Source organism: Streptomyces sp. NPDC094034, assembly GCF_040303865.1.
GTDB lineage: Bacteria > Actinomycetota > Actinomycetes > Streptomycetales > Streptomycetaceae > Streptomyces.
This window is the reverse complement of record NZ_JBEOUD010000002.1, coordinates 348,162-360,219: the sequence shown is the minus strand read 5'-3', so window position 1 is coordinate 360,219 and position 12,058 is coordinate 348,162. Positions and strand designations below refer to the sequence as shown.

Below are 12,058 nucleotides of genomic sequence, written 5' to 3'. Positions count from 1 at the left end.
AACCCCTACGACGGGCGCTTGAACGTGAGCGTCAGACCGCGGGTTCCCTGTACCTGGCCACTGCCGATGAGCTGGATACCGCCGGTGGCGGTGACCTGGAAGGAGAGCTGGGCCTCGGCGAGCGGGAGCGCGCCGCCGCGTTCGGTGACCTCCTCGAAGACCTTCTGGAGCGCGTCGACCGTATCAGCCAGATTCTTGCGGAGGGGTCCCAGCGGAACCGAGCGCAGGACGGCCTCGCCGTCGTGCCGGAAGAGGCCGCCCATCGCGTTGCCGTCCTCGCCCTCCTCCTCCACGACGTCGACCCAGAACGGCAGTGTCTGTCCCTCGGTCCCGTCCGGCTCGTGCTGCGACATCCCGGTCTCCCCCGCGTGAAGCTGATGGCCCCTCAACTCATGTGCCTCAACTCTAGATTGCCGAGGGGGGTGTGGGGAGGGTTACGTATCAGACAGCAGGGGCCCCGGCAGGGCTACGAGAGGGCTACGACAGGGGACTGCGGACGTCGTCCTCGGCCGCCTTGGCCGACTCGGCGGACGAGGCCAGGAGCGAGCCCGCGACCACCCGGCTGCCCGCCGTCGCGCGGTGGTAGCGCAGTGAGAGCGCCGCGAGACCGATCGCGACGACCGTCATCGCCGCGCCCGCCCAGGCCGTCGAGGCGAAGCCGAGGCCCGCGTCGATGACCGTGCCGCCGAGCCAGGGGCCGCCGGTGTTGCCGAGGTTGAAGGCGGCCGTGGTGGTGGCGCCCGCGAGGGTGGGGGCCGCGGCGGCGATATTGAACATACGGGCGTTGAGCGCCGGGGCCGTGAAGAACGCCGAGACGCCGAGCAGGAAGGTCAGGGTGATGACGGCCACCGGGTCCGAGGCGGTGAGCGCCAGCAGGGCGAGCAGGACCGTCGACGCGGTGACGCCGCCGATCATGACGCCGAAGAGATGGGCGTCCGCGTACCGGCCGCCGAGCGCCGTGCCGACCAGCGCGCCGAGACCGAAGAGCGCCAGCACCGTCGGCACCCAGCCGCTGTCGAGGCCGGTCACGTCCGTGAGCAGCGGGGCGAGATACGAGAAGGCGCAGAAGACACCGCCCGCCGCGAGCGCGGTGACGGTGATCGAGAGCCAGACCTGACGGTCGCGGTAGATGGTCAGCTCCCGCTTCAGCCGGGGTTTCTCGGCGGGCCGCGGGATACGCGGGATGAGGGTGACGACACCGGCCAGCGCGACCGCGGAGGCCGCGCCGACCGCCCAGAACGCCGAGCGCCAGCCGAGGTGCTCGCCGAGGAACGCGCCGGCCGGGACGCCGAGTACGTTCGCGATGGAGAGCCCGCCGATCATGACCGCCATGGCGCGTGCGCGCGCGTTGTGCGGCACCATCGCGATGGCGACGGCCGCGCCGACCGCCCAGAACCCGGCACAGGCGAACGCGCTGACGACGCGGGAGGCGAAGAGGATCTCGTACGTCGGGGCGAGCGCGCCCGCGACCTGGCCGAGGCCGAAGACCGAGATCAGCGCGATGAGGGTGGTGCGGCGGGGGAGCCGCAGGGTGGCGACGGCGAGCAGCGGCGCGCCCACGACCATGCCGATCGCGAAGGCGGATATCAGGAGCCCGGCCGTGGGAATGGACACGTTCATGTCGTCGGCGAGGGGCGGCAGCAGGCCCGAGAGCATGAACTCGCTCGTACCGAGGGCGAAGACGGACAGGCCGAGGATGTAGACGGCGAGGGGCATACGGGACCGGGACGGGGACGGGGACGGATCCTGGGGCGCGGGCCGGCCGGGGGACGGGAGCGGCTTCGCCATCGAAGGTATCGGCTTGGGTGTCGGTGTCGGTGTCGGCGTCGCTGTCGGTGTCGGCTTGGGTATCGGCCGCTTCGGCGGTGAGGAATCGGCGGAGTCGGGCACGACAGCTGACAACGCCCGTATCAGCCCTCGCATTCCGTCGGATCGCCGGCTCTCAGCTGGTGAGACGGGTGAGGTCGCGCAACTCGTCGGCCAGATTCGCGCGGGCGCGCGCCTCCCACTCGCGCGCGCCGTAGGGGGTACGGAACAGCGCGGGCAGGGCGAGCAGTTGCTCCAGTACGGCGGCCCGGCCGGTACGGAAGGCGTCGTCGGGGACGAAGCCGTACTCCTCCCGTACCGCCGCCGTGTAGGCCGCGTACGCCTCGGGACCCGAGGCCAGGATGGCGAGGTCGGCATCGCACAGGACGGCGCCGTTGCGGTCGCCCGGCGCGGCGGCGTGGGTGGTGGTGAGCCGGACGAGCCGGGCGACCTCGCGCGTACGCTCCTCGCTCAGCCCGGCCTCGGGGAGGGCGCGCTCGGCGAGGCGGGCGGACCGCTCCTCGTTCTCGGAACGGTCGGGCAGATAGACGGCGTCGTGGAACCAGGCGGCGAGACGTACGACGTCGGGGTCGTCGGCGAACTCGGCGAGGGTGTCGACATGGTCCAGGACGGCGAGCAGATGATCGGTGGTGTGGTACCGGCGCTGGGGCTCGGCCCAGCGGGCGAGGAGGCGGTCGGCGTACTCGTACGGGTCGGGACCCGTCGCCTCCTCCCGGAGTGCGAGAAGCGTGGTCGCGAACCGGCTGCGCGGATCAGGTGCGGGCAGATCAGGTGCGGGCATGGGACGACGATAGAGCCGGGCCTCGGAACGGGGGTTCCGGGGCCCGGCTCGGTACGGCTGCTCGTCTATGAGGCCCGGAAGGTGCGGAGCCGGAGGCTGTTGCCGACGACGAAGACGGAGGAGAAGGCCATGGCGGCTCCGGCGATCATGGGGTTGAGGAGCCCGGCGGCGGCGAGAGGGAGCGCGGCGACGTTGTAGGCGAAGGCCCAGAAGAGGTTGACGCGGATCGTGGTGAGGGTGCGGCGGGCGAGCCGGATGGCGTCGGCGGCGGTGCGCAGATCGCCGCCCACGAGGGTGAGGTCGCCGGCCTCGATGGCCGCGTCCGTGCCGGTGCCCATGGCGAGTCCGAGGTCGGCCTGGGCGAGGGCGGCGGCGTCGTTGACACCGTCCCCGACCATCGCGACGGAGCGGCCCTCCGCCTGGAGCTTCTTGACGACGTCGACCTTGTCCTCGGGCATGACGTCGGCGATGACCTGGTCGGGGTCGATGCCCACTTCCTTGGCCACGGCGTGGGCGACGGCCTTGTGGTCGCCGGTGAGGAGCATCGGGGTCAGGCCGAGGGCGCGCAGCCTGCGGATGGCCTCGGGGCTGGTGTCCTTGACGGCGTCGGCGACTTCGAGGACGGCGCGTGCCCGGCCGTCCCAGGCGACGGCGATGACGGTGCGGCCGGCGGCCTCGGCCGTCTCCTTCGCGTGCGCCAGGTCCTCGGGGAGATGGATCTCCCACTCGGCGAGCAGCTTGGTACGGCCCACGAGGACGGCGTGGCCCTCGACGATGCCCTGGACGCCGAGGCCGGGGACGTTGGCGAAGTCCTCGGGTGTGCGGAGTGCCCCGGTCCGCTCGGCCGCCGCGGTGGCGACGGCCCGGGCGATGGGGTGTTCGGAGGCGTGCTCCAGCGCGCCCGCCAGCCGCAGCACCTCGGTCTCGTCCGTGTCGTCGGCGGTGTGTGTGCCGAGGAGCGTCATACGGCCTGTGGTGACGGTGCCGGTCTTGTCGAGAACGATGGTGTCGGCGCGGCGGGTGGATTCGAGGACCTCGGGGCCCTTGATGAGGATGCCGAGCTGGGCGCCGCGGCCGGTGCCGACCATGAGGGCGGTCGGGGTGGCCAGGCCGAGGGCGCAGGGGCAGGCGATGATCAGGACGGCGACGGCGGCGGTGAAGGCGGCGGTGAGTCCGGCGCCGCTGCCGAGCCAGAAGCCGAGGGTGGCCAGCGCGAGGACGATGACGGCGGGTACGAAGACGGCGGAGATCTTGTCGGCGAGGCGCTGGGCGGCGGCCTTGCCGTTCTGGGCGTCCTCGACCATGCGGGCCATGCGGGCGAGCTGGGTGTCGGCGCCGACCCGGGTGGCCTGGACGACAAGGCGGCCACCTGCGTTGAGGGTGGCGCCGGTGACCGCGTCCCCGACGGTGACCTCCACGGGCACGGACTCACCGGTGAGCATCGACGCGTCGATCGCGGAGGAGCCTTCCACGACGGTGCCGTCGGTGGCGATCTTCTCCCCGGGCCGGACGAGGAAGTGGTCGCCGGTGCGCAGCTGGGCTGTGGGGATGGTCACCGCGTCGCCGTCGCGCAGGACCGTGACGTCCTTGGCGCCGAGTTCGAGCAGGGCGCGCAGGGCGGCGCCGGCCTTGCGCTTGGAGCGGACTTCGAAGTAGCGGCCGGCGAGGATGAAGGCGGTGACGCCGGCGGCGGCTTCGAGGTAGATGTTCCCGGCGCCATCGGTACGGGCGATGGTCAGCTCGAAGGCGTGCGTCATCCCCGGCATGCCGGCCATGCCGAAGAACAGCGCCCACAGGGACCAGAGGAACGCGGCCGAGACCCCGACCGAGATGAGGGTGTCCATGGTGGCCGCGCCGTGGCGGGCGTTGGTCCAGGCCGCGCGGTGGAAGGGCCAGGCGGCGTAGGTGACGACCGGGGCGGCGAGGGTGAGGGAGAGCCACTGCCAGTAGTCGAACTGGAGGGCGGGGATCATCGCCATCGCGATCACCGGGACGGACAGCAGGACGGCGGTGGTCAGCCGCTGCCGCAACGGCCGCAGTTCCGCGTCCGCGGCGTCCTCCGCGGTGTCCGTACCGTCCTGTCCGTCCTGACCGTCCTGCGCGGCCACGGGGGCCGGTGCGGGCGGTGTGGCGGTGTAGCCGGTGGCTTCGACGGTGGCGATCAGATCCTCGACCGCGACGTCCTCGCCCCGGTAGCTGACCTTGGCCTTCTCGGTGGCGTAGTTGACGGTGGCCTCGACCCCGTCCATGCGGTTCAGCTTCTTCTCGATCCGCGCCGCGCAGGAGGCGCAGGTCATGCCACCGATCACGAGCTCGACTTCGGCGGCTGTGCCGGTGGCGCCGGTGGTGGCTGCGCCAGTGGTCCGTGTGGGGCTCATGGCTGACGGCTCCTTCTCCTCGACCGTTACACATCCTACCCCCTAGGGGTATCTCACCCCCTTATGTATACCCCCATGGGGTATCTGATGCAAGGCATTCCCCGGATGTGCTGATGCGCGCGGACGGGGGTGCCCCGTAGGCTTGCATATTGGACTAGACCTATAGCGGGGTCCTGTCCAGTCATGTCCTCGATCCGCCTGCATACCTATGAATGAGGTCCCATGAGTAAGCGTGCACTCCTGGAGGTGATCGCTCTCGACGCGGAGGACGCGGTCGCCGCCCGGAACGGAGGCGCGGACCGCCTTGAACTCGTCACCGACATGGCGGCGGACGGGCTGACCCCACCCCGCGAGACCTTCGCGAAGATCCGGGCCGCCGTCGACATCCCGCTGAGGGTGATGCTGCGGCTGGCCGACGGCTTCACGGTGGGCGAGCCGGAAGGCGCGGACGCCCTGGTCGAGGTGGCACGGGGACTGCGGGCCGAGGGCGCGGACGAGTTCGTCCTCGGCTTCCTCGACGTGGCCGGGGTGCCGGACCTGGTGACGGTGGAACGCCTGATCGCCGAGCTGGACGGCTGCCGGTGGACCTTCCACCGGGCGATCGACCGCGCGGCCGACCGGAACGCGCTCCGTAAGCGGCTGGCGGATCTGCCGGGCCTGGACACGTACCTCACGGCGGGCTCGGCGACGGGCGTGGATGCCGGGCTGCCGACGCTGCTGACGGAGGCGGCGGCCGGGGCGCGGGGCGAGCCGGGGTACGGGGCGCGGCTGATGGTCGGCGGCGGGCTGCGGCTGGACCACCTGGGGGTGCTGGTGGCGGCGGGGGTGGACGCGTTCCACATCGGCGGCGCGGCGCGGCCGGGGGGCTGGGCGGGGTCGGTGTCACCGGGGGCGGTACGGGGATGGCGCGAGGTGCTTGACGCGTAGGCGGCGTTGTCCGGGGCGCGGGTCCGGGGCGGTGCGTAGGTCCCGGCGCCCGGTACCACCCACCACCACCGCGCCCCGCGCCCGCCCCCGCGCCCGCCGGAGACGCCCCGCGCCCGCCGGAGGCGCACCGCACCGCCGGAGGCGCACCCCTTACAGCGACAACTCCCCCGGCAACCCTGTCGCGTGCAGCACGATCAGCCCCGACACCGCCCTCGTCAACGCCACATACAGCCGCCGCAGCCCCGTCCGTTCGTCCGGTTCGCCGTCGACCACCGCCGCCGGCTCGTCCAGGACCACGTAGTCGTACTCCAGACCCTTCGCGAGGGACGCCGGGACCAGAGTCAGCCGGGCCTCGGCCGTCGTCTCCTCGCCCGGCGAGAGATACGCCAGCCCCGCCGCCGCCAGCGCCTCACGCAGCGCCGGGATACGGGCGTCCGCCGCGATCAGACCCGTCGAGCCCTCGTGCGTCAGCGACTCCACGCAGGCCGCGACGACGGCCTCGTCGAGACCCGCCGGCCCCGTCGGGACCGGCCGTACCGAGAGCGAGCCCGGCGACTCCCGTACCGACGCCACCTCCGTCAGCCCCAGTGCGATCGACGGCAGCAGTCTCGACGCGTACGCGATCACCTCGCGCGGCACCCGGAAACCCGCCGTCAGCTCCTCCACCACCGCGTCCGTCTTGCCCAGGTGCCGCAGCGCGTCGGTCCAACTCGCCGTCGCCCACGGCGTCGTCCCCTGCGCCAGATCGCCCAGTACCGTCGCCGAGCCGGTCGAGCAGCGGCGGCCCACCGCGCGGTACTGCATGGGCGACAGGTCCTGCGCCTCGTCGAGCACCACATGGCCCAGCGAGTGGGTACGGGCGATCAGATCGGCCGCCTCGTCGATCAGCACCGCGTCCGCCGCGGACCACTTCGCCGACTTCACGCTTCGCACCGGCTTCGCCCACAGGATCGTCTTCCGCTCGTCAGGCGTGAGGACGCCCTCCGCGTGCGCGGCCAGGAACTCCGGGTCGGAGAGCAGCCGCAGCACCAGCTTCGCCGGTTCGACCGGTGGCCAGATGGCCTTGACCGCCGCCTTCACCGCCGGGTTGCGGGCCACCGCGTCCTGCACCCGGTCGTCGGGCGCCTCCCCCGCCTCCTCCATCCGTACGAGCACGGCGTGCGCGATCCGCTGTGGAAGGGCTTCGCGCGCCGCGCCGTACCGCATGTCGCGGGCGAGCAACTGCTCGACCATCTCTTCGAGTTCGTACACCGGGATCCGCCACCGGCGCGAGCCGCGTACCACCACGACCGGTTCGGTCGGCGGCGTGACATGGGACCGTACGGCGCGTCGGAGGATGTCGGCCATGCGGGCGTCGCCCTTGACGACGGCGGCGGGCGCGGAGTCCGTGCCGCGTACGTCCACCGAGGCGACCAGATCGTCCACCGTCGCCTGCTTCACGTCCAACTCGCCCAGTGCGGGCAGGACTTGCTCGATGTAGTGGAGGAAGGAGGCGTTCGGGCCGATGATCAGCGTGCCGGTACGGGCCAGCCGCTCGCGGTGCGCGTACAGCAGATACGCGACCCGGTGCAGCCCGACGGCGGTCTTGCCGGTGCCGGGGCCGCCCTGGACGCAGACGGTGCCGCCGAGCCCGCTCCGTACGATCTCGTCCTGCTCGGGCTGGATCGTCGCGACGATGTCGCGCATGGGGCCGACGCGCGGCCGTTCGATCTCGGCCTGGAGAAGCTTGCTGGAGAGCTCGGTCTCGGCCGGGTCCGAGAGGTGCTCGTCCTCGTACGCGGTGATGTCGCCGGCCGTGTAGCCGAAGCGGCGGCGCAGCCCGACGTCCATCGGGTCCTTCTTGGAGGCCCGGTAGAACGGCTGGGAGGCGGGGGCGCGCCAGTCGATGACCATGGGATCGCCCTCGGCGTCGTGGACATGGCGCCGGCCGATATAGAAGCGTTCCCCCTCGCCGCCCTCGGCCTCGTCCGCGCCCACCGGGTGCAGATAGTCGAGGCGGCCGAAGAAGAGCGGGGTGTGGGCGAGATCGGCGAGCGCCTTGATGCGGTCCGCGATCTGGGCCTCCAGGACGGCGGCGTTGACCCAGTTCGCGGTCACGTCGCGGATGTCCAGCGCCTGGACGTCCTCGCGCATGGCGCGCAGGGCGGAGCGGGAGGCGGCGAGATGGGCGCGTTCCCTCGCCAGCGGATCGGTGGGACCGGTGGGACCGGTGGGACCGAGGGGATCCGGGGTGAGGTCGTCGAGGTCGTCAGGGGCGTGCGCGGACACAGTGGTGCCTCCGGGGGCTTTACGCAGGCCGACGGGCCGCGTCCCGTCGGGCGACGGGCGGCGGTGGCCGTTCGGCGTGGATCACGTCATGGCGGTCGGCCGTCCGGTTTCCGTCCGGACGACGGCGCTCCGCGAGGGAGGCGGGCAAGGTGGGCGATTGTAGCCAGCGGGTGACGGGGAGGCGAATGATTTTCGGCGGCGTCCGTCTTCCGGGCCATCCGCCGCCTCCATCCCGTAGGGGAGGCCGTTCGACCCTGGGCGTACCTGGCCCCGCACGAGGCTCAAACCCGAGGGCGATGACTCACCCGGCGGGCGTGCCCATCATGGATGTATGAGTACCGCGACTTTCACCCCGGCCCATGCCCCGCACGGTTCGCCGCTCCCCGGCGCGACCGCCACGGGCTCCGTTCCCCACCACGCCCACTACGTCGGCAACGCGCTGCGCGCCGTCAAGGTCTTCGTGAGCACCGCGTTCAGCGTGGCGGTCCTCGGGGAGTACTCGGAGGAGGCGGGTATCAAGCGCCGCCGCTGAACAGTGACGAGCATCCCTGAATGACGAGCATCGCTGAACGAAGAGCACCGCTGAACGACGAGCACCACTGAACGATGAGCACCGTTGAGCCGTATCGAACGCCGGTGATCCTTATCGCGCCAACCACGCGCCGCCCCGTCCCGCCGCGCTCCTGAGTAACGCCTCTGATCCACTAGGGTCGCGGCCGTGACATACCGGACCGTGACGCCCCGTTCACTCGCCGCAGTGGGCGCGCTCGCCCTGTCGCTGGCCGCACTCGCGACTCTCTGCGTCGCGCGGCGCATTCCCATGGCCGACACGCTCGTCTACCGCGCGGAAGGCGCTGCCGTCGTCCACGGCACCGATCTCTACGGGTTCACGGTCACCGAATGGCAACTGCCCGCCACCTACCCGCCGTTCGCCGCGATTCTCTTCGTACCCACCACCTGGCTGCCCGTCGACGCCCTCAAGGTCGTCTTCGTCATCGGCAACGCCGCGCTGCTGGCGCTCCTCGTAAGGCTGTCCTGGCGGTTCGCGGGGATGCCCGCCGGTCCCGTACCGCTGCTGGCCGCCGTCGCCGTCGGGCTCTGGCTCGAACCCGTCTTCCAGACCGTCCTCTTCGGACAGATCAACCTCGTACTCGCCTGTCTCGTTCTCTGGGACCTGTCCAGACCCGAGCACGCGCTCGGCAAGGGATTCGCCCTCGGTGTCGCGGCGGGCATCAAGCTGACTCCGGCCGTCTTCATCGTGTATCTGCTGGTGACCGGGCGCGTACGGTCCGGACTGATCGCCCTGGCCTCCTTCACCGGCACGGTGCTGCTCGGCGCGCTCGTACTGCCCCAGGCGAGCGGCGAGTTCTGGACGACACGCGTTTTCGAGACCGGCCGGGTCGGCAAGGCGTGGATCGTCGACAACCAGTCACTGCAAGGGATGCTGGGGCGCCTGCTGCACACCCCGGAGCCGGGCGCGGTGTGGGCGGTGGCCGCCGGGCTGACGGCCGTCGCAGGACTGTGGATCGCCCGGCGGGCCGTCGTGGGGGCCGGGCTGGAGACCTGGGGCGTACTGGTCACGGCGCTGACCGCGCTGCTCGTGTCGCCGATCAGCTGGTCGCACCACTGGGTGTGGTGTGTACCGCTGCTCGCGGTGCTGATCGCGGAGCGCCGGTTCCGTACGGCGGCGGCGGTCGGGGTGGTCTGGACGGCGCGCAGCTTCTGGCTGGTGCCGCACGACGGCGATCTGGACCTCCGGCTGCCATGGTGGCAGCAGGTGCCGTCGTCGCCGTACGCGCTGTTCGCGCTGGGGCTGCTGGCGTTCGCGGCATGGCGCACGGGCCCGGGCGCGGGCAGGGAGGGCTCCGCCCTCGTCCTGCCGGTGCAGCGCGCGGAGGCCGGTTCGGGGGTGAGTACGACGGCGGGTACGGGGTGAGTACGGGCTCAGCTCTCCGCGAGGAGTTCGTCCGCGTCCACGATCCGGTACGCGTAGCCCTGCTCCGCCAGGAACCGCTGACGGTGCGCCGCGAAGTCCTGGTCGATGGTGTCGCGCGCGACGACCGAGTAGAAGCGGGCCTCGTGGCCGTCCGCCTTCGGACGCAGGACCCGGCCAAGGCGCTGGGCCTCCTCCTGGCGGGAGCCGAACGTACCCGAGACCTGGATCGCGACCGTCGCCTCCGGCAGATCGATCGAGAAGTTCGCGACCTTCGACACGACCAGCACCGAGATCTCGCCCTGCCGGAACGCCTCGAAGAGCTTCTCGCGCTGCGCGTTGCTGGTCTCGCCCTTGATGACGGGGGCGTCCAGATGTTCGCCCAGCTCGTCGAGCTGGTCGATGTACTGGCCGATGACAAGCGTCTGCTCGCCCCGGTGCTTGCGCACCAGCGCCTCCGTCACCTTCCGCTTCGTCGCGGTCGTCGCGCAGAAGCGGTACTTCTCCTCCGTCTCGGCCGTCGCGTACGCCAGCCGCTCGCTGTCGGTCAGATTGACCCGTACCTCGACACAGTCCGCGGGCGCGATATAGCCCTGCGCCTCGATCTCCTTCCACGGCGCGTCGAACCGCTTCGGCCCGATGAGCGAGAAGACGTCCGACTCGCGGCCGTCCTCCCGTACGAGCGTCGCCGTCAGCCCGAGGCGGCGCCGGGCCTGGAGGTCGGCGGTGAACTTGAAGACGGGCGCGGGCAGCAGATGCACCTCGTCGTAGATGACCAGGCCCCAGTCACGCGAGTCGAACAGCTCCAGGTGCGGATAGATGCCCTTACGGCGGGTGGTCAGCACCTGGTACGTGGCGATCGTGACCGGGCGGATCTCCTTCTTCGTACCGCTGTACTCGCCGATCTCGTCCTCGGTCAGCGAGGTCCGCTTCACCAGCTCGTGCTTCCACTGGCGGGCCGAGACGGTATTGGTCACCAGAATCAGCGTCGTCGCCTTGGCCTCGGCCATGGCACCGGCCCCCACCAGCGTCTTTCCCGCGCCACAGGGCAGCACGACCACACCCGAGCCGCCGTGCCAGAACCCCTCGACGGCCTGCCGCTGATACGGACGCAGCGCCCAGCCCGTCTCGTCCAGCTCGATGGCGTGCGCCTCGCCGTCGACATAACCGGCGAGGTCCTCGGCCGGCCAGCCCAGCTTGAGGAGCGTCTGCTTGATCTGGCCGCGCTCCGAGGGGTGAACGGCGACGGTGTCCGGATCGATGCGGTTGCCGACCAGCGGCTGGACCTTCTTGGAGCGAAGGATCTCCTCCAGCACGGGACGGTCCGTGGAAGTCAGGACCAGGCCGTGGGAAGGGTGCTTGGAGAGAGTCAGCCGGCCGTAGCGGGCCATCGTCTCGGCGACATCGACGAGCAGCGCGTGCGGCACGGGATACCGGGAGTACTCCACGAGCGCGTCGACCACCTGCTCGGCGTCATGCCCGGCGGCGCGGGCGTTCCACAGCCCGAGCGGCGTCAGCCGGTAGGTATGGATGTGCTCGGGGGCACGCTCCAGCTCGGCGAAGGGCGCGATGGCGCGGCGGCAGGCGTCGGCCTGCTCGTGGTCGACTTCGAGCAACAGGGTCTTGTCGCTCTGGACGATAAGGGGTCCGTTCACGCGCGGCTGCCTTTCGGGGTGGCTCTGGATGGCTCTGCACGGCCGCATGACCAGTGGCCAAATGACCAGTGTCGCGCATCTTCCCCGGAACGGGACCGGCGGGCGCGTATCCGGGGCGGGCGGGGGCATCCGGGGACGAGACATCGATGTCTCGGGCTCCTCGCGCGCATGGCCCTGTGACCAACCACGGACCCGGCGCAGCGGAGCTGTCCAGGGCATCCGCCGCCTGCGGCACGGGCAGGAGCGGCGGGCGCCAGGAGGCCGCGAGCGGTCCCCTCGGGGAAGCGGG

The 12,058-nt window shown here is 71.5% G+C and carries 9 protein-coding genes; 3 read left to right on the top strand and 6 right to left on the bottom strand.

The genetic code is table 11. The features are described 5' to 3' along the window. Positions 1–5: 5 nt before the first annotated feature. The 4 genes from ABTZ59_RS03985 to ABTZ59_RS03970 form a co-directional block, all read right to left on the bottom strand. Positions 6–353: a Pepco domain-containing protein gene (locus ABTZ59_RS03985; protein ID WP_351389900.1), complete on the bottom strand. Its 348-nt coding sequence runs from the start codon at positions 351–353 to the stop codon at positions 6–8. A gap of 124 nt (positions 354–477) precedes the next feature. Beyond that, positions 478–1,716: a Cmx/CmrA family chloramphenicol efflux MFS transporter gene (locus ABTZ59_RS03980; RefSeq protein ID WP_351390139.1), complete on the bottom strand. Its 1,239-nt coding sequence runs from the start codon at positions 1,714–1,716 to the stop codon at positions 478–480. A gap of 226 nt (positions 1,717–1,942) precedes the next feature. Next, positions 1,943–2,608, bottom strand: coding sequence for an HD domain-containing protein (locus tag ABTZ59_RS03975; RefSeq protein WP_351389898.1), 666 nt, complete (start codon positions 2,606–2,608; stop codon positions 1,943–1,945). 65 nt (positions 2,609–2,673) lie between these two features. Then, a complete protein-coding gene (locus tag ABTZ59_RS03970; protein WP_351389896.1) occupies positions 2,674–4,986 on the bottom strand; it encodes a heavy metal translocating P-type ATPase in 2,313 nt (770 codons plus the stop codon). 222 nt (positions 4,987–5,208) lie between these two features. Between ABTZ59_RS03970 and ABTZ59_RS03965 the strand changes: the two genes are divergently transcribed. Next, positions 5,209–5,913, top strand: coding sequence for a copper homeostasis protein CutC (locus ABTZ59_RS03965; RefSeq protein WP_351389891.1), 705 nt, complete (start codon positions 5,209–5,211; stop codon positions 5,911–5,913). 150 nt (positions 5,914–6,063) lie between these two features. On the opposite strand, the gene ABTZ59_RS03960 is transcribed toward ABTZ59_RS03965, so the two are convergent. Beyond that, positions 6,064–8,181 carry a HelD family protein gene (locus ABTZ59_RS03960; RefSeq protein ID WP_503001962.1) on the bottom strand — a complete coding sequence of 706 codons (2,118 nt, stop codon included), beginning with the start codon at positions 8,179–8,181 and terminating at the stop codon, positions 6,064–6,066. A gap of 331 nt (positions 8,182–8,512) precedes the next feature. Here ABTZ59_RS03960 and ABTZ59_RS03955 point away from each other — a divergent pair, with 331 nt between their 5' ends. Next, positions 8,513–8,713, top strand: a complete 201-nt coding sequence (locus ABTZ59_RS03955) for a hypothetical protein (RefSeq protein WP_351389886.1) — start codon at positions 8,513–8,515, stop codon at positions 8,711–8,713. A 186-nt stretch (positions 8,714–8,899) separates the two neighbouring features. Beyond that, the gene (locus tag ABTZ59_RS03950; protein ID WP_503001959.1) at positions 8,900–10,117 is read left to right on the top strand and encodes a glycosyltransferase 87 family protein; all 1,218 of its coding nucleotides are present in this window, start codon (positions 8,900–8,902) and stop codon (positions 10,115–10,117) included. An 8-nt stretch (positions 10,118–10,125) separates the two neighbouring features. On the opposite strand, the gene ABTZ59_RS03945 is transcribed toward ABTZ59_RS03950, so the two are convergent. Next, entirely contained in the window at positions 10,126–11,769 is a 1,644-nt protein-coding gene (locus ABTZ59_RS03945; protein WP_249952150.1) for a DNA repair helicase XPB, read from the bottom strand. Positions 11,770–12,058 lie beyond the last annotated feature (289 nt).

Coding starts and splice junctions, on each gene's coding strand:
- ABTZ59_RS03985 (WP_351389900.1), bottom strand. CDS start 353: ATGTCGCAGCACGAGCCGGACGGGACCGAGGGACAGACACTGCCGTTC.
- ABTZ59_RS03980 (WP_351390139.1), bottom strand. CDS start 1,716: ATGCCCCTCGCCGTCTACATCCTCGGCCTGTCCGTCTTCGCCCTCGGT.
- ABTZ59_RS03975 (WP_351389898.1), bottom strand. CDS start 2,608: ATGCCCGCACCTGATCTGCCCGCACCTGATCCGCGCAGCCGGTTCGCG.
- ABTZ59_RS03970 (WP_351389896.1), bottom strand. CDS start 4,986: ATGAGCCCCACACGGACCACTGGCGCAGCCACCACCGGCGCCACCGGC.
- ABTZ59_RS03965 (WP_351389891.1), top strand. CDS start 5,209: ATGAGTAAGCGTGCACTCCTGGAGGTGATCGCTCTCGACGCGGAGGAC.
- ABTZ59_RS03955 (WP_351389886.1), top strand. CDS start 8,513: ATGAGTACCGCGACTTTCACCCCGGCCCATGCCCCGCACGGTTCGCCG.